Raw genomic sequence first — 17,083 nt, forward strand, 5'->3', positions numbered from 1 at the left:
CTGTTTTGGTGTATTCAATGCTTTGCCTTTTGCTTATTTTTTGTGGCTAATATTGAGCCACAAATGTCCATTATGTATTAACAGCACTTGCTATCAATCTTCAATTATCGTTTAACGCTTACTTATTTAGGCTGAAAGTGCCGTTTGGTTTTGGTTGTTGCAACATGATTGGCGGGATCATCAGGCCAAACATGTTTCGGATAGCGTCCTTTCATTTCCTTTTGTACTTCTTTGTACGAACCTTGCCAAAAACCGGCTAAATCCTGTGTCACTTGTAAAGGGCGCTGCGCCGGTGAAAGTAATTCCAACACCAACTTTTTACGCCCTTGAGCAATCACAGGAGAGTCCGATTCACCAAAGACCTCTTGCATCCTAACGGATAAGACAGGTTCACATTTTTCCTGATAGCGAATCGCCTTACGAGTTCCGGTCGGCAACTGGTAATGCGTGGGCAGATACGCATCTATATCTTGATTCAAAGGCCAAGCAAGATAGCTATTCAATGCTTGGTAAACATCAATCTTTTGTATCTTACTTATGGTATCTATTCCTACCATGAAAGGTTCAAGCCATTGTTCGAGTTTTGCTAAAAGAATGTCATCACTCACCCCTGGCCACTCTTTATCTGGCAGCCATTCACTCGCATTTCTTATACGTTGCAATAAGTTAATGCTCCTCTCACTCCAAGGTAAGACCGACAAACCTTTACGACGAATATAGTCAGAAATAGCCGCTTGGATCAGTTTAGGGTCGATCTGGGTTAAGCGACGTCGCGACAACACCAATTGACCAAAACACTGTTGCTGCTCTGCTATCATTTGTCCTTTGTTGTCATCCCAGCGGACTACTTCTTTGTCTTCAATTTTATCAGGAAGGATCTCAATCAAGGTTGACCAATCAATCTTAATTGCGCGAAAAATTTGGCTGCTCATCGACTGCGCGTGACGCATTAAATCTACCACGACCAAACCTTCTTGGTTCGATAAAGGATTGGATTCATCCATGCTCGCGCCATGCCCATTCGCCAGCAAATATTGCCCATTTGATTGAGATCGGCGCATCGCAACTCTATCCGGAAAGGCAAGTGACAGACACAAACCTAATAATTCCGAGTCGACTTGCTTTGCATCAAAACTCGTTCCGCATAATCGAGCTAAATGCTGGCTACGACGATTGAGTAATGACACTTTAGTATGCTGTTGTTGTTGCCAACGGTGCCAGTCATGGCTGATATCGAGCGTATGACGTTCTGGCTCTTCGAGCATAGAAATGGCAGCCAATGCTGTTTGTAAATAGCTTGCCCCCAACTTCTTGGCTTGGAGCAACATCGAGGCGTAACGTGGCTCAACGCCCAATGTTTGGCTTTGTGTCGCAAGGCTCGTGAGCTGACCTTGGGAATGAAGTAAACCGAGTTCCGTTAATAATTGTTTGGCTTGTTGTAAATGAGGAGCGGGCGGCAGATCAAGCCAGCTTAACTCATCAGCTTGCTGAGCGCCCCACTGCAATAATTCCATTTGTAATGAGGTTAAGTCACTGCGAAGAATTTCAGCTTGCGGTACGAGAGGCTGTCGTTTTAAGTGCTCTTCACTGTACATACGAATGCAAAGACCGGCCTCTAAACGTCCAGCACGACCGGCTCGTTGCTCGGCAGAAGATTGCGCGATCATACCTTGCTGTAAGCGCGTGATGCCTGTTTTAGGATCAAATATCGCGGTTCGTTCTAATCCACTATCGACCACCATGCGAATGCCTTCAATGGTCAAACTAGTTTCCGCAATATTAGTGGCTAACACAATTTTACGGCGACCGGGTTGCGCTGGTGCAATCGCCATTTGCTGGGCTTTATTGTCAAGCTGACCATACAAAGGACAAACATCTACGTTATGACTCAATACTGTAGACTCTTCCGTTAAGCGCCGATGTAGCTGTTTGATATCGCCCACACCGGGTAAGAAAACCAGCATTGAACCATCTTCATCTTGCATCCATTGCGGAATCACTTGTGCAAGTCGAGACACAATATATTGATTGGCTTGTAAAGGCGTATAGTGATACTCAATTGGAAAGCCACGTCCTTGAGATTCAACGTAATGCGCTTGAGGTAATAAACCACATAGCGCCTCTTGATCAAGAGTGGCAGACATCACCAGTAAGGTCAGATCATCACGCAATGCTTGCTGGATTTCCAAACAAAATGCCAACGCGGTATCCGCATGAATACTACGTTCATGAAACTCATCAAAAATGACCAAATCCACTCCCGTTAATTCAGGATCGGATTGGATCATGCGGGTCATCACCCCTTCTGTCACAATTTCTAGACGAGTTTGCGCACTGACTTTACTTTCACCGCGAATACGAAAACCAACGGTTTCACCCACCTGCTCGCCCAACTGCTTTGCTAGATAATAGGCAATATTGCGCGCCGCCAAACGACGTGGCTCCATCATAATGATCTTGCCTTGCCCGGATTGGCCGTTCTTCATTGGGTGTAAGGCCGTCAAGCTTTGTAAAATCTGCAAAGGCAGGTAAGTTGATTTCCCCGCTCCAGGAGCGGCTTTTAAGATCACTTGTTGATGACTATCTATCGCACTGAGTAATTCAGGCATTACGCTAATGATCGGCAATTGTGACAATCCAAAGTCCTTATGTCATGATGAAAACCAATCAATTCTACCGAATAACAGCGATTGATATAAGCCAACCTTTTGCATTACCTGAATAAACTACTGAACATAGATGGATAACACATGAATTTTTCACCGCCATTACAACCTGCCACCTTAATAAAACGCTATAAGCGATTTTTAACGGATGTCACCCTACCCAATGGTGAGGAAAAAACCATGCATTGTGCCAATACAGGGGCCATGACTGGATGCGCAGAACCCGGTAACACCATCTGGTATTCCACCTCAGATAATGCCAAACGAAAATACCCCAATAGTTGGGAGATTTCAGTGAACAGCAAAGGCGATCATATTTGCATTAATACCGCGCGGGCCAATGGTTTAGTGGCGGAAGCAATTAATCAGCAACGCATTTCTGAATTGGTAGGCTATGATGTTCTACGTACCGAAGTAAAATATGGCAACGAAAACAGTCGCATCGACATTTTGTTAGAAAGTACCTCTTCTGTCCGTGCACCTTGCTACATTGAAGTAAAAAGCGTGACACTATTAGATGAAAAAAACACCACAGGACAAGGATATTTCCCTGATGCCGTCACATTACGAGGCCAAAAACACTTGCGGGAATTAATGGAAGTGGTTAAATCGGGACAAAGAGCGGTACTTTTTTTCGCTGTTTTACACACAGGGATTGAAAAAGTCTCTGCCGCACACCATATCGATGCGGATTATTCACAACTTTTAAAACAAGCAAAGGACATTGGGGTCGAGGTGATCTGCTATCAAGCCGAAATATCACCAAAACAAATGCAATTAACCTCTGCCATTGAATTTATAGACAATTGATTCTGTAAATAAAAATCTTGGTATGTAAAATCACATTCGACAATTTATTTGTTTGCCAATGATCATTCTTTCTGCTATATGTACCGCCCTTAATTAACCAGCCATTGGTTAAAGGGAGCAAGTAGGAGCGCTGTATGCCAGAACTAATTAAGAAAAAAACGCTAGGCATTCTAGCCATTGCGGGTGTTGAGCCATACCAAGAAACTGCCGGTGAAGAATACATGTCACCAGAGCAAATGGCTCACTTTACAAAAATTCTAAAAGCATGGCGTGACCAACTTCGTGAAGAAGTTAGCCGCACCATGAGCCACATGAAAGATGAAGCAGCAAACTTCCCAGATCCGGTTGACCGTGCATCACAAGAAGAAGAGTTCAGCTTAGAGTTACGTAACCGTGACCGCGAACGTCGCTTGATCAAAAAAATCGAAAAGACGTTGATGAAAATCGAAGAAGACGATTTCGGTTTCTGTGAATCTTGTGGCGTTGAAATCGGCATTCGCCGTTTAGAAGCAAGACCAACAGCTGATCTCTGTATCGACTGTAAAACACTTGCAGAGCTTAAAGAAAAGCAAATGCAAGGTTAAGGACTTAGCCACGCATAAAAACCCGACAAGCGTCTATACCCTGTCGGGTTTTGTGCCGAGTCGCACCTTATTTTTTACCATATCTGATTGTCATTACCCCCCATGACTTACATTGGTCGTTTTGCTCCATCCCCTTCAGGGCCACTTCATTTTGGCTCGCTTATTGCCGCATTTGGCAGTTATTTCCAAGCAAAATCCCAGCAGGGCCAATGGCTCGTACGCATTGAAGATCTTGATCCCCCACGCGAAATGCCCGGCGCATCCAGCCTAATCTTAAACACCCTAGAATCTTATGGTTTGCATTGGGATGGTTCAGTTATTTATCAAAGTCAGCGTCATCAACGTTATCAAGAACAAATCGATAGCTGGTTAGCTTCTGGACTGGCTTATTATTGCCAATGCACTCGTAAACAAATCAAGCAAGGTGGCGGCTTCTACCTTGGCACTTGCCGCCATAAAAGCCAGCTCACACCTGAGGGTTGCTCCGTTCGACTGCATGTAAAACAAGCGATAGAGCAATTTACCGATCAAAAACATGGCGTGATTACAATTCCCCATCAACTTGCACAAGAAGATTTCATTATCAAACGTCGAGATGGCTTATTTGCCTATAACCTTGCCGTAGTGCTTGATGATATCGACCAAGGAGTGACCGAAGTAGTCAGAGGTGCGGATCTGATCGAGCCAACCGGTCGACAAATTAATTTATATCGGTACTTAAACCAACCAGAAGTAAGTTATATTCATTTGCCGCTCGCGCTGGATGAACATGGCAATAAGCTCTCAAAACAAAATCATGCCCCCGCTGTTGATACCCATTGTGCCAAAGAAACCTTAATCAAAGTCATGCTGTTTCTTGGCTTTACCTTACCGGATGATTTTCAATCGGCCAGCATTGAACAAATGATTGAATGGGGATGCCAACACTGGTCATTGCAACAATTGCCTAATTCACTCGCTTCTAGCACCCTATAATCCAAGTAACCATTCTAAAATAGGCCAACCTAGGCTATTATTGGCGCAACTTTTTCTGTATTAGATATCGATACAGTTATAAAATTCTATTCTCGCTTTGAACGAATTCACTTAGAACGAATTCATTTGATCATCGCGGCGTTCAGTTAACGAAACTACCGAGGTGGGTTATTTTCACTCAAGCTGCTAATTTGTGTCGTAAGCTATTTACAAACACAAATAAAGACCAAAAAAGTTCAAATCAAGATGGCTCAAATGGAGAAGTTAATCTGAACATTATCACTCGCCAAGAGCATACTGTCTCACGCTCACACATCAGTGAAAATGCCCTGAAAGTGTTGTATCGATTACATAATCACGGCTATGACGCTTTTCTTGTCGGTGGTGGTGTACGTGACATACTGCTCGACAAACAGCCGAAAGATTTTGATATTGCAACCAATGCGACCCCAGAACAAATCAAAGAACTATTTCGTAATTGCCGATTAATCGGACGCCGTTTCCGTTTAGCTCACATCATGTTTGGTCGTGATATTATTGAAGTCGCTACTTTCCGTGGCCATCATCAAGAGCCAGAAAAAAATCAATCGGCTCAATCAAAAGAAGGCATGTTACTTCGAGATAACGTGTACGGCACGGTTGAGGAAGATGCTGAGCGTCGTGATTTCACCGTTAATGCCATGTATTACAACATTGCCGATTTCAGCATTCATGACTATGCCAACGGCGTAAACGATTTAAAAGATGGTATCATCCGCATGATTGGTGATCCGGAAACCCGTTATCGTGAAGATCCGGTGCGAATGATCCGTGCAATCCGTTTTGCGGCCAAGCTAGACATGAGCATAGCGCCAGCAACTGCAGCGCCAATTAAAGAACTGGCACATTTAATGACTAGTGTTCCCGCGGCACGTTTATTTGAAGAATCCCTAAAATTACTTCAAGCAGGCCAAGGCCTAGCCACTTACAAGCTTCTTCGTCAATACGATCTGTTCTCTGCCTTATTTCCAACGGTTGCTCGTCACTTTACTGAAGCGCAAAATTCCGATGTCGAGCAGATGATTGAGATCGTGTTGAACTCAACCGACAAACGCATCAATGACGGAAAACGTATCAACCCTGCCTTTATGTTTGCAGCCTTCTTATGGTACCCATTGCAATACCGTGCCAAAGATTTAATGGAAGTGCGTAAGCTCAGCTATTACGACGCCATTATGATGGCCAGTAATGAACTACTCGATGATCAAGTTAAGCAATTAGCGATCCCTCGCCGTCATACCGCAACCATTCGTGATATTTGGCAACTGCAACTGCGCTTAACACGCCGCACCGGTAAACGAGCATTCCAAATGCTGGAGCTAAACAAGTTCCGCGCCGGTTTTGATATGTTAGAAATGCGAGGACAAATTGAAGGTGGTCCAACTGAAGAGTTAGCTCTTTGGTGGCACGAATTTCAAGATGCCCCTTCGGTTCACCGACAAAACATGGTGCAAACCTTGGGCAATCCTAAACCAACTGGTCGCCGCCGAAAACGCCCTCAAACCAAGCGAAAAACAACCAAGCCAAGGTCTCAAGAATGATCACTGTTTACCTTGCTATTGGCAGTAATTTATCTAACCCAGTTGAACAAGCGCAGCAAGCAATTCAAGCCCTGCGCCAACATCCCCATATTGATTTACTTGCGTGCTCTTCTTTGTACAGCAGCACGCCAATGGGGCCACAAGATCAACCGGATTACATTAATGCGGTGGCAAAAGTTCAAACCCAATTATCCCCTTTAGCCTTGCTCGACTGCACTCAAGCCATCGAGCAAAATCAAGGGCGTGAACGTAAAGAAGAACGCTGGGGACCACGCAGTTTAGATCTCGATATTCTCTTATATGGTAATGAAATTATCGACAACGAGCGTTTAACCGTTCCCCATTACGGTATGAAGGTACGTGAGTTTGTTCTTTATCCGTTACATGAAATCGCCCCTCAATTACAACTTCCTGATGGAACTGAGCTCGCCACGTTACTGCACCACGTCGATCGCAACGGGCTTACGATTTGGCAAGCACAATAATAAGTAATCGCTTATGTGCCGCGCCTATCTAATAAGGACAGAATGATGAAAAAAGTTTCAATTAATACCTTAATGAAGTGGAAACAAGAAGGCCGTAAATTTGCGACCTCTACCGCTTACGATGCCAGTTTCTCTCAACTCTTTGAGCAACAAGAAATGCCCCTTCTTTTGGTTGGCGATTCATTAGGCATGGTATTACAAGGTCAAGAAAGTACTTTGCCGGTCACGGTTGAAGATATTGCATACCATACTCGCTGCGTACGTGCTGGTAGCCCTAATTGCTTATTAGTTGCCGACATGCCGTTTATGAGTTACGCCACACCAGAGCAAGCTTGCCAAGAAGCAGCCACATTGATGCGCGCAGGTGCCAACATGGTTAAACTCGAAGGTGGCAGTTGGTTAATTGAAACCGTCAAGCAGTTGACTGAGCGTTCTGTTCCTGTTTGTGCCCACCTTGGATTAACGCCGCAATCGGTCAATATTTTTGGTGGTTTTCGTATTCAAGGGCGTGAACAAGAAAAAGCAGAGCAAATGGTTATCGATGCGATTGCACTTCAAAATGCCGGAGCACAACTTTTAGTGTTAGAATGCGTGCCAACTAGCCTTGCTCAGCGTATTACTCGTGAATTGGATATTCCAGTGATTGGTATTGGCGCGGGGAAAGAAACAGATGGGCAAATTCTTGTCATGCATGACATGTTTGGTATCTCAGCCAATTATATGCCTAAATTTTCTAAAAACTTTTTAGTAGAAACTGGCAGCATGCAAAAAGCCATTCAACAATATATCCAAGATGTTGAGGCGGGAGTATTCCCGGGCGCAGAACATAGCTTTGAATAACCTCAAATAATACTTATCGTAGTAATTGGTATAGAACAAGGAACAAACATGCAAACTTTTGCTGATGTTGTCTCATTAAGAGACCAGCTAAAAAGTGCTCGTCGAGATGGTCGTCGTATCGCTTTTGTCCCAACAATGGGCAACTTACATGAAGGTCACTTGACCTTAGTCCGTAAAGCGCGTGAACATGCCGATCTCGTTGTAGTCAGTATTTTTGTCAATCCGATGCAGTTTGAACGTGCCGATGACTTAAATAATTATCCAAGAACATTAGATGATGACTTAAGCAAACTCAATGGTGAAGGTGTCGAATTCGTTTTCACTCCAACACCTGAAGTCATGTACCCTGACGGACTTGATAAACAAACCTTTGTCGAAGTTCCGGGTCTATCGCACATGTTAGAAGGGGCATCTCGCCCAGGTCATTTTCGTGGCGTAAGCACGATTGTGACTAAATTGTTCAATATCGTTCAGCCAGATGTAGCATGTTTTGGTGAAAAAGATTTCCAACAACTCGCCGTCATCCAAAAAATGGTGACCGATCTTGCGATGGATATTGAAGTGATTGGCGTACCAACAGTACGTGAAATGGATGGCTTAGCCATGAGCTCACGTAATACTCGCTTAACATTAAGTGAGCGTCAACGAGCACCGGTTTTAGCGCGCACTATGCGTTGGGTCGGCAGCCAATTACGTGGCGGTCGCCAAGATTACACATCGTTGATTGAAGACGCTCAAGATCAATTAAGAGCCGCCGACTTAGAACCTGATGATATTTTTATCCGCGACGCTAACACCTTGCAACTTGCTAACGAAGAAAGCAGTAAAGTTGTGGTGTTAATGGCTGCACATCTTGGTCAAGTACGCCTGATTGATAACATAACGGTTGAGCTGTCTAGCAGTGCAAACGATGGTGAAGAAGAATAAGCTAGGTTTGAGACCTTACTTCTCTTAAAACAATCCCGCTATGGTTCATTCCAACCATCGCGGGATTTTTATTTCCAATACGACTTAAAGCGGAAAATAAGGTAAACGTTAGCTACGTAAACCGATTCCTTTCGATACCAAACGATAAGCAATGGTATACAGCACAACAATAAATGCTAACAAAACGCTAAATGAAGCCACTATCCCCACATCAGACACCCCTAAGAAGCCATAACGGAACGCATTCACCATATAAACGATTGGGTTGATCTTCGACACACCTTGCCAAAATTCAGGCAATAAGCTGATCGAATAAAAGACACCACCAAGGTAGGTCAAAGGCGTTAAGATGAACGTTGGGATGATTGAGATATCATCAAACGTATCAGCAAATACCGCATTAATTAATCCGCCAAGAGCAAAAACAACCGAGGTTAAAAATACCGTTGAAACAATGATAAACCAATGATGGATTTGCAAATCAACAAAGAACAAGGAAACCGCCGTCACCATCGCGCCCACCATTAACCCACGGATCACCCCACCCATCACATAGCCACAAATAATGATGTGGTGTGGCACGGGAGCCACTAACAATTCTTCAATATTCTTTTGAAATTTCGCACTGAAAAACGACGAAGCCACATTCGAATAAGAGTTAGTGATCACCGACATCATGATCAAGCCCGGAACAATATATTCCATGTAGCTAAAACCGTTCATCTCACCAATACGAGAACCAATTAGATTTCCGAAGATAATAAAATACAACGTCATAGTGATTGCGGGAGGCACAATGGTTTGTACCCAAATACGCATAAAGCGGCGAATTTCTTTGCTGACCAAGCTTTTAAAAGCGGTCCAATAGAGCTCAGCCATTATTGGTTTCCTTCTTGTGATTGCGTCTTCTCACCATCGCGAACAATCGTGACAAATAACTCTTCTAACCGGTTGGCTTTATTTCTCATCGAGAGCACTTGCACACCTTGCTCAGTCAATTGCTCAAATACACGATTTAGCCCCTGCGTTTTATCAATTTCCACTTCCAAACTATTACTGGAGAAGTGCGTGATTTTGGCATCAAGCAACTCAGGTTTGCTCTCACACCCCTGTAAATCCAAGATAAAGGTTTCAACATGCAGTTTATTTAATAACGCCTTCATCGACGTATTTTCAATCACTTCCCCGCGATTAATAATACCGATATTACGACACAGCATTTCCGCCTCTTCCAAATAGTGCGTCGTTAGAATAATCGTCACACCTTCTTGGTTGATTTGCTTTAAGAACTCCCACATCGAACGGCGAAGCTCAATATCCACCCCTGCTGTTGGTTCATCAAGGATCAAAAGCTTAGGTTCATGCATTAAAGCACGAGCAATCATTAAACGACGTTTCATGCCACCTGAAAGGTGACGTGCACGTTCGTTACGCTTTCCCCACAAGTCCAATTGCGTCAGGTATTTTTCAGCTCTTTGTTTGGCAAGCTCGCCAGATACCCCGTAATAACCTGCTTGTTGCATTACAATTTGATACACCGTTTCAAACGGGTTGAAGTTGAACTCTTGGGGGACTAAGCCTAACTGTTGTTTCGCTTTAACCAAATCGGTGTCGATATCGTAGCCAAACACTTTCACCTTGCCAGAGGTTTTATTCACTAACGAGCTGATCACACCAATCGTGGTCGATTTACCTGCACCATTAGGCCCAAGCAGTGCGTAAAAATCGCCTTGTTCTACGCATAAAGACACCCCCTTCAACGCTTCCACGCCACCGGAATAGGTTTTACGTAAGTCTTGAATTTCTAATGCATTCATAATTAAAATAATTACCTTTGATAAATAGATCACAAATCGGATTTGATTTTTATCAGTCTTGTGTATAGTAAAGCAGGTTAATGAGGAACATAACATGCCAGATATTAAACAGTTATTTCAAAATAACTCGACGTGGGCTGAGTCGATTAAATCAGAACGCCCAGAATTTTTCACTCAATTAGAAGAATCGCAACACCCTGAATACCTATGGATTGGATGTTCAGACAGTCGAGTACCAGCAGAGCGCCTTACCGGGCTTTACTCTGGAGAATTGTTTGTCCACCGTAACGTTGCAAACCAAGTCATCCACACCGATTTGAATTGCTTGTCTGTTGTTCAATATGCGGTCGATGTATTGAAAGTAAAGCATATCATCATCTGTGGTCACTACGGTTGTGGTGGTGTGCAAGCCGCCATTGATAACCCTAATTTAGGATTAATCAACAACTGGTTACTGCATATTCGAGATCTATACTTAAAACACCGTAATTGGTTAGGTCAATTCCCTAAAGAAGAATGGGCTAACAAACTTTGTGAAATCAATGTTGCCGAACAGGCATATAACTTAGGTAACTCAACCGTGCTACAGCAAGCATGGGAAAGAGGCCAGAAAATTGAAATTCACGGCTGGGTTTATGGTATTGGTGATGGTGTATTAAATGATTTAGGTGTTCGCTGTCATAGCCGCGAAACACTCGAGATCTCTCACCAAGCATCGATTGCGAAAATTTTGCATGAAGATAATCCCAGCAACCTTTGTGGATAAACCTTTACGCAAGACCTTTCGTCACGATTAAACCGATAAAAAGAGCGACCATTGAGTCGCTCTTTTTTATTTCAGCCCAAGCCAACAGATTTAAGCTTAGCCAGTTGCGGATCATCATTCCAATGATCAATATTCATGTGCGGTATCGCATTCAAGAATAATGAGGAAATGTTGATATTATTCTTGTGGAACCACTTTGCCTATGAAAGGTAAGTTACGATATTTTTGAGCATAATCAATGCCCACACCGACTACGAACTCATCTGGAATTTCAAAGCCAATCCATTTTGCGTCAACATGCACTTCACGGCGAGATGGCTTATCTAATAAGGTACAAATTTCAATCGAATTAGGCTCACGAATTTCAAGGATCTCACGAACTTTACTCAAGGTATTACCGGTATCAATAATATCTTCAACTAACAGAACATCTTTCCCTTTAATATCATCATCTAAATCTTTAAGAATACGCACATCACGAGAGCTGGTCATGGCATTACCATAGCTTGATGCGGTCATAAAATCGATCTGATGGTTTAAATCAATCGCGCGTGACAAATCAGCCATAAAAACATAAGAACCACGTAATAACCCAACAATCACTAAATTCTCCGATCCTTGATAATGCTCAACAATAGACTTGCCTAGCGCTTTCACTCGATCTTGCACTTCCTGTTCAGAGATCATTACTTCTACAGTGTGTTTCATATTTTTCTCAATAATTAGATTTTGCCACAAAATAAGTTTAGAAATTTCGACTAAACTAAAACCATAAGTTGCCTATTCTATCACTGCAAGGCGTGTTCGTTAACTTTTAAACTGTTTCTTGGTTTCTGGGCTCATTTTTAATTCATTGACACGACCATAGACAAGGGTAGACTTATTCACATAATAAATATAATAATCAAAACTTTACATACAACCTTTAAGCTAGGATTCGAATATGGACATGATGACAAAACGCCCAAGGACCCGATTAAATCCTGAAAAAAGAAAATTACAACTTCTTGAAATTGGAATAGAAGTGTTTGCTAAACGTGGAATTGGTCGTGGTGGCCATGCTGATATAGCCGACATTGCACAGGTATCGGTCGCGACAGTATTTAATTACTTCCCTACTCGTGAAGATTTAGTCGACGAAGTTTTAAACCAAGTTGAGCAAAACTTTTCTTCGTTTCTTCAAGAACACATTGATCCATCTCAGCCGGTAAAAGACAACTTATCAACAATATCCAACCGTTTAATCGATTTAGTATTAGAAGACACTCAATGGATTAAAATTTGGTTTGAATGGAGCACCTCAACCCGCGAAGATGTTTGGCCACTGTTTGTAGCCACTCATGGGCAACATCAAAAATATTTCCGTGAATTGTTTAGCAGCGCTATCAAGAGTGGAGAGTTATGCAACGATCATAACCCCGGAAATATCGCCAAACTTTTCCATGGCATTTGCTATTCGATCTACGTTCAAGCAAACCGTCGCCCAGATAAAGAATACTTAACCCAGTTAGTGACTAGCTTCTTAGACATGTTGTGTATTTATAAAAACAAATAAGGTACAGGGGATATTGGCCCCTGTTCCATAGAATAACCGTCACGGATAGCGCTTTTTGCGCTTCCAATCCAAAGCCATCCAATCTTTCATTCCATCGATGAGCTAAGCACATAGACAGAACATTTTTCTTTACACCCTTCAACACAAATACAAGAAGGCCGCATGCTCAAACAAGCATGCGGCCTTCTTTACTGCTTCTAGGAGCTAGAAACCAAGAACTAGAAAACTAATCGCGGCTCTATCCCTTAGAAACGGCTTTATTACTTCTTACGCTTTAGTGCTTTTGCGTTTGGAAGGTCGGTAATCGTACCTTCAAACACTTCAGCAGCTAGGCCAACAGATTCGTGTAGTGTTGGGTGAGCGTGGATAGTTAACGCGAGATCTTCAGCATCACAACCCATTTCAATCGCAAGACCGATTTCACCTAGCAATTCACCGCCGTTAGTACCAACGATAGCACCACCGATAACGCGATGAGTGTCTTTATCGAAGATAAGCTTAGTCATACCTTCAGCACAATCAGATGCGATTGCACGGCCTGATGCAGCCCAAGGGAAAGTAGCGGTTTCGTAGTTGATGCCTTCCGCTTTCGCTTCTTTCTCAGTTTTACCAACCCACGCAACTTCTGGCTCCGTATACGCAATTGATGGAATAACTTTAGGATCGAAGTAGTGTTTCTTACCAGAAATCACTTCAGCGGCAACGTGACCTTCATGCACACCTTTGTGAGCAAGCATAGGTTGACCAACGATATCGCCGATAGCATGGATGTGAGGTACGTTTGTACGCATTTGCTTATCGACATTGATGAAACCACGCTCATCAACTTCGATACCCGCTTTTTCAGCGTCCATTAGCTTACCGTTTGGTACACGGCCAATTGCAACAAGAACGGCATCGTAACGTTCAGCTTCTGCTGGCGCTTTTTTGCCTTCCATTGAAACGTAAATACCATCTTCTTTCGCTTCAACAGCCGTTACTTTGGTTTCAAGCATTAGGTTGAATTTGTCTTTAATTTGCTTGGTGAACACTTTAACAACGTCTTTATCAGCCGCTGGGATCACTTGGTCAAACATTTCAACTACATCGATTTGAGAACCTAGAGAGTGGTACACCGTACCCATTTCTAGACCGATGATACCGCCGCCCATAACAAGCAGTTTCTTAGGCACTTCTTTCAATTCTAGTGCGTCAGTTGAATCCCAAATACGTGGGTCTTCATGCGGAATGAAAGGCAGTTTAATTGGACGAGAACCCGCCGCTACGATTGCATTATCAAAAGTAACAGTTGTTGTTTCTTCGCCAACCACTTCAAGCGTGTTTGCACTCGTAAATTTACCGAAGCCATTCACTACGGTTACTTTGCGCATTTTAGCCATACCAGCAAGACCGCCAGTAAGCTGAGTAATCACTTTATCTTTCCAAGAACGGATCTTGTTGATGTCAGTTTGTGGTTCACCAAAAACAACACCGTGTGCAGCCATTGCTTTTGATTCTTCGATCACTTTAGAAACATGTAAAAGCGCTTTCGATGGGATACAACCCACGTTCAAACAAACACCACCAAGAGTGTTATAACGCTCAACGATTACCGTTTCTAAGCCTAAATCGGCACAACGGAATGCTGCTGAGTAACCAGCAGGACCTGCACCAAGTACAACTACTTGGGCTTTAATTTCTTTGCTCATTTTGACCTCGTTATAGTCATTTATCCCTGACAAGCTGACGGTTTCCCACTTTTGGATTAATAACCGCAATGGGAGTGAATTATTAACTTCAGAATTGCAGTCAGTCTATCGACTTGTACACACCCTGAAAAGTCATTCACGCGAGCCTGTGAGCTAGACAACATTCTTTATCTTTTTGAGTCCTATTGCGCCTTTTTCCATACTGGCTTTCGATGCAATAAGCCGAAATTTATAAAAAATAAGGTGGCCGCTGAGCCACCCTATTTCATTCCATTACAACACTAAACGACGGATGTCAGATAAACAACCATTTAGGTAAGTAATGAAGCGTGCACCTTCAGCACCATCGATCACACGGTGATCGTAAGATAAAGAAAGTGGAAGCTGTAGGCGTGGTTCAAATTCTTTACCATTCCATACAGGCTTCATTTCAGATTTAGATACCCCTAGGATACCCACTTCTGGTGCGTTCACAATTGGCGTAAACGCTGTACCACCAATACCGCCAAGGCTAGAAATAGTGAAACAACCGCCTTGCATATCAGAAGCCGTTAGCTTACCTGAACGTGCTTTCTTAGAAATAACCGCCAGTTCTTCAGAAAGTTCGTAGATGCCTTTTTTGTTTACATCTTTGAATACTGGAACGACTAGGCCATTTGGCGTATCAACCGCGATACCTACGTTCACGTATTTCTTAAGAATGATACTTTCGCCATCATCAGAAAGAGATGAGTTAAACGTTGGGAATGCTTCTAGTGCTTTAGCAACCGCTTTCATGATGAACACAAGTGGTGTGATCTTCATGCCAGTGTCTTTCTTCGCTTCAATCGCATTTTGCTCTTTACGGAACGCTTCTAATGCCGTGATATCTGCGTTGTCCCACTGTGTAACGTGCGGGATCATTACCCAGTTACGATGCAGGTTAGCGCCAGAAATTTTCTTGATCTTAGAAAGCTTTTGAATTTCAGTTTCGCCGAACTTGCTGAAATCCACTTTTGGCCAAGGAAGTAGGCCAAGTGCTGCGCCATCGCCTTTACCTGATGCTGCTGCACCAGACTCAAGACGTTTAAGTGCCGCTTTCACGAAATCTTGTACATCTTCTTTTAGGATGCGGCTCTTACGACCCGTTCCCTTCACTTTAGCCAGATTAACACCAAACTCACGAGCAAGACGACGAACCACTGGAGACGCATGAGCGTACTCATTGTTCTCTTGGAAATCGTTGTTTGCCGCTGGAGCTTGAGATGCTGGAGCCGCCGCTTTTGGAGCAGGAGCAGCAGATGTTTGAGGAGCTGCGGCTTGTGCTACTGGAGCAGGTGCTGCGCCGCTGTTATCTTGCGAAGAAACAACGTCGAATACCATAATTAGAGAACCCGTTGTCACTTTGTCGCCCGCAACAATCTTAATCTCTTTAACCGTACCAGCGAATGGTGCAGGAACTTCCATTGATGCTTTGTCGCCTTCAACCGTAATCAAAGATTGCTCTTCTTCTACTGTATCGCCAACCGCAACCATGATTTCAGTCACTTCAACTTCATCACCACCGATATCAGGAACGTGAACTTCTTTAGAAGCAGACGCTGCTGGTGCCGCAGATGAAGCAGGAGCTGCTTGTTCCGCTACAGGAGCTGGAGCCGCTGCGCCAGAGCCAGCAACTTCAAATACCATAATTAAAGAACCAGTCGTCACTGTATCACCAGTGTTCACTTTCAATTCTTTTAATACGCCCGCGAAAGGTGCAGGTACTTCCATTGAAGCTTTGTCGCCTTCAACCGTAAGAAGAGATTGTTCTTCTTCAATGCTGTCGCCAATAGCAACCATGATTTCAGTGACTTCAACTTCATCACCACCAATATCTGGTACGTGAACTTCTTTTAGCTCAGCTGCAACAGGCGCTGCCGCTGGAGCTGCCTCTGCTTTTGGTGCTTCTGCCGCTGGAGCCGCTGCTGCGCCTTCCGCTTCAAAAACCATGATAAATGAACCAGTCGAAACTGAATCACCTACGTTAATTTTGATTTCTTTTACGATACCCGCTTGAGGAGCCGGTACTTCCATAGAAGCTTTATCACCTTCTACTGTAATAAGAGACTGTTCTTCTTCAACTTTATCGCCAACGTTGACAAGAATTTCAGTTACTTCAACCTCATCGGCACCAATGTCAGGTACGTTAATTTCGATTGTCATTGTTCTTTCCTAATTAATAGATTGGTTGCAACCGCTCACAGCCATTGCAACCAATTGGATTATGCGTATAGAGGGTTGACTTTATCTGCGTCGATGTTGAATTTAGCAATCGCTTCTGCAATCACTGATTTCTCAACATCACCACGCTTAGCAAGCTCAGTCAGCGCTGCAACCACAACATAACCTGCGTTCACTTCGAAGTGAGT

At 43.4% G+C, this 17,083-nt stretch carries 15 protein-coding genes; 9 read left to right on the forward strand and 6 right to left on the reverse strand.

From position 1 onward, the window contains the following. Positions 1-122 precede the first annotated feature (122 nt). A complete protein-coding gene (gene hrpB / locus A1QC_RS09955; protein ID WP_017026294.1) occupies positions 123-2,636 on the reverse strand; it encodes an ATP-dependent helicase HrpB in 2,514 nt (837 codons plus the stop codon). A gap of 114 nt (positions 2,637-2,750) precedes the next feature. Between hrpB and sfsA the strand changes: the two genes are divergently transcribed. The 7 genes from sfsA to panC all read left to right on the forward strand — a co-directional run bounded on the left by sfsA (position 2,751) and on the right by panC (position 8,867). Beyond that, positions 2,751-3,476, forward strand: a complete 726-nt coding sequence (sfsA, locus tag A1QC_RS09960) for a DNA/RNA nuclease SfsA (protein WP_017026295.1) — start codon at positions 2,751-2,753, stop codon at positions 3,474-3,476. Between the two features lie 134 nt (positions 3,477-3,610). Then, positions 3,611-4,060 carry an RNA polymerase-binding protein DksA gene (gene dksA / locus A1QC_RS09965; RefSeq protein WP_017026296.1) on the forward strand — a complete coding sequence of 150 codons (450 nt, stop codon included), beginning with the start codon at positions 3,611-3,613 and terminating at the stop codon, positions 4,058-4,060. A gap of 102 nt (positions 4,061-4,162) precedes the next feature. Continuing rightward, a complete protein-coding gene (gene gluQRS, locus A1QC_RS09970; RefSeq protein ID WP_017026297.1) occupies positions 4,163-5,035 on the forward strand; it encodes a tRNA glutamyl-Q(34) synthetase GluQRS in 873 nt (290 codons plus the stop codon). 191 nt (positions 5,036-5,226) lie between these two features. Next, the gene (gene pcnB / locus A1QC_RS09975) at positions 5,227-6,615 is read left to right on the forward strand and encodes a polynucleotide adenylyltransferase PcnB (protein ID WP_017026298.1); all 1,389 of its coding nucleotides are present in this window, start codon (positions 5,227-5,229) and stop codon (positions 6,613-6,615) included. Beyond that, on the forward strand, positions 6,612-7,100 hold the full coding sequence (folK, locus tag A1QC_RS09980) for a 2-amino-4-hydroxy-6-hydroxymethyldihydropteridine diphosphokinase (protein ID WP_017026299.1): 489 nt from the start codon (positions 6,612-6,614) through the stop codon (positions 7,098-7,100). Before pcnB ends, folK begins: the two co-directional genes overlap by 4 nt. Before the next feature lie 45 nt (positions 7,101-7,145). After that, positions 7,146-7,940 carry a 3-methyl-2-oxobutanoate hydroxymethyltransferase gene (gene panB, locus A1QC_RS09985; RefSeq protein ID WP_017026300.1) on the forward strand — a complete coding sequence of 265 codons (795 nt, stop codon included), beginning with the start codon at positions 7,146-7,148 and terminating at the stop codon, positions 7,938-7,940. 48 nt (positions 7,941-7,988) lie between these two features. Beyond that, positions 7,989-8,867: a pantoate--beta-alanine ligase gene (panC, locus tag A1QC_RS09990; protein ID WP_017026301.1), complete on the forward strand. Its 879-nt coding sequence runs from the start codon at positions 7,989-7,991 to the stop codon at positions 8,865-8,867. Positions 8,868-8,975: 108 nt separating this feature from the next. On the opposite strand, the gene A1QC_RS09995 is transcribed toward panC, so the two are convergent. Both A1QC_RS09995 and A1QC_RS10000 read right to left on the reverse strand, forming a co-directional pair. Continuing rightward, positions 8,976-9,746, reverse strand: a complete 771-nt coding sequence (locus A1QC_RS09995; protein ID WP_017026302.1) for an ABC transporter permease — start codon at positions 9,744-9,746, stop codon at positions 8,976-8,978. Further along, a complete protein-coding gene (locus A1QC_RS10000; protein ID WP_017026303.1) occupies positions 9,746-10,684 on the reverse strand; it encodes an ABC transporter ATP-binding protein in 939 nt (312 codons plus the stop codon). Before A1QC_RS10000 ends, A1QC_RS09995 begins: the two co-directional genes overlap by 1 nt. A 94-nt stretch (positions 10,685-10,778) precedes the next feature. Here A1QC_RS10000 and can point away from each other — a divergent pair, with 94 nt between their 5' ends. Continuing rightward, on the forward strand, positions 10,779-11,450 hold the full coding sequence (gene can, locus A1QC_RS10005) for a carbonate dehydratase (protein ID WP_017026304.1): 672 nt from the start codon (positions 10,779-10,781) through the stop codon (positions 11,448-11,450). A 177-nt stretch (positions 11,451-11,627) separates the two neighbouring features. Here the strand turns inward: can and hpt are convergent, their stop codons facing one another. Next, positions 11,628-12,158, reverse strand: coding sequence for a hypoxanthine phosphoribosyltransferase (gene hpt, locus A1QC_RS10010; protein ID WP_017026305.1), 531 nt, complete (start codon positions 12,156-12,158; stop codon positions 11,628-11,630). A gap of 235 nt (positions 12,159-12,393) precedes the next feature. Here hpt and A1QC_RS10015 point away from each other — a divergent pair, with 235 nt between their 5' ends. Continuing rightward, complete coding sequence (locus A1QC_RS10015) at positions 12,394-13,005, forward strand: TetR/AcrR family transcriptional regulator (RefSeq protein WP_017026306.1); 612 nt, start codon at positions 12,394-12,396, stop codon at positions 13,003-13,005. Between the two features lie 260 nt (positions 13,006-13,265). Here A1QC_RS10015 and lpdA read toward each other — a convergent pair whose 3' ends face one another. Both lpdA and aceF read right to left on the reverse strand, forming a co-directional pair. Further along, positions 13,266-14,693: a dihydrolipoyl dehydrogenase gene (gene lpdA / locus A1QC_RS10020; RefSeq protein ID WP_017026307.1), complete on the reverse strand. Its 1,428-nt coding sequence runs from the start codon at positions 14,691-14,693 to the stop codon at positions 13,266-13,268. A gap of 273 nt (positions 14,694-14,966) precedes the next feature. Continuing rightward, positions 14,967-16,877: a pyruvate dehydrogenase complex dihydrolipoyllysine-residue acetyltransferase gene (aceF, locus tag A1QC_RS10025; protein WP_017026308.1), complete on the reverse strand. Its 1,911-nt coding sequence runs from the start codon at positions 16,875-16,877 to the stop codon at positions 14,967-14,969. Positions 16,878-17,083: the final 206 nt, after the last annotated feature.

Origin of the sequence: Vibrio rumoiensis 1S-45, from assembly GCF_000286955.2 — a bacterium.
In the GTDB taxonomy this organism is placed as follows: domain Bacteria; phylum Pseudomonadota; class Gammaproteobacteria; order Enterobacterales; family Vibrionaceae; genus Vibrio; species Vibrio rumoiensis_A.

Bases quoted from the DNA above. Each gene is read 5' to 3' on its own strand.
- sfsA (WP_017026295.1), top strand. From the start codon at position 2,751: ATGAATTTTTCACCGCCATTACAACCTGCCACCTTAATAAAACGCTAT.
- dksA (WP_017026296.1), top strand. From the start codon at position 3,611: ATGCCAGAACTAATTAAGAAAAAAACGCTAGGCATTCTAGCCATTGCG.
- gluQRS (WP_017026297.1), top strand. From the start codon at position 4,163: ATGACTTACATTGGTCGTTTTGCTCCATCCCCTTCAGGGCCACTTCAT.
- folK (WP_017026299.1), top strand. From the start codon at position 6,612: ATGATCACTGTTTACCTTGCTATTGGCAGTAATTTATCTAACCCAGTT.
- panB (WP_017026300.1), top strand. From the start codon at position 7,146: ATGAAAAAAGTTTCAATTAATACCTTAATGAAGTGGAAACAAGAAGGC.
- panC (WP_017026301.1), top strand. From the start codon at position 7,989: ATGCAAACTTTTGCTGATGTTGTCTCATTAAGAGACCAGCTAAAAAGT.
- A1QC_RS09995 (WP_017026302.1), bottom strand. From the start codon at position 9,746: ATGGCTGAGCTCTATTGGACCGCTTTTAAAAGCTTGGTCAGCAAAGAA.
- A1QC_RS10000 (WP_017026303.1), bottom strand. From the start codon at position 10,684: ATGAATGCATTAGAAATTCAAGACTTACGTAAAACCTATTCCGGTGGC.
- can (WP_017026304.1), top strand. From the start codon at position 10,779: ATGCCAGATATTAAACAGTTATTTCAAAATAACTCGACGTGGGCTGAG.
- hpt (WP_017026305.1), bottom strand. From the start codon at position 12,158: ATGAAACACACTGTAGAAGTAATGATCTCTGAACAGGAAGTGCAAGAT.
- A1QC_RS10015 (WP_017026306.1), top strand. From the start codon at position 12,394: ATGGACATGATGACAAAACGCCCAAGGACCCGATTAAATCCTGAAAAA.
- lpdA (WP_017026307.1), bottom strand. From the start codon at position 14,693: ATGAGCAAAGAAATTAAAGCCCAAGTAGTTGTACTTGGTGCAGGTCCT.
- aceF (WP_017026308.1), bottom strand. From the start codon at position 16,877: ATGACAATCGAAATTAACGTACCTGACATTGGTGCCGATGAGGTTGAA.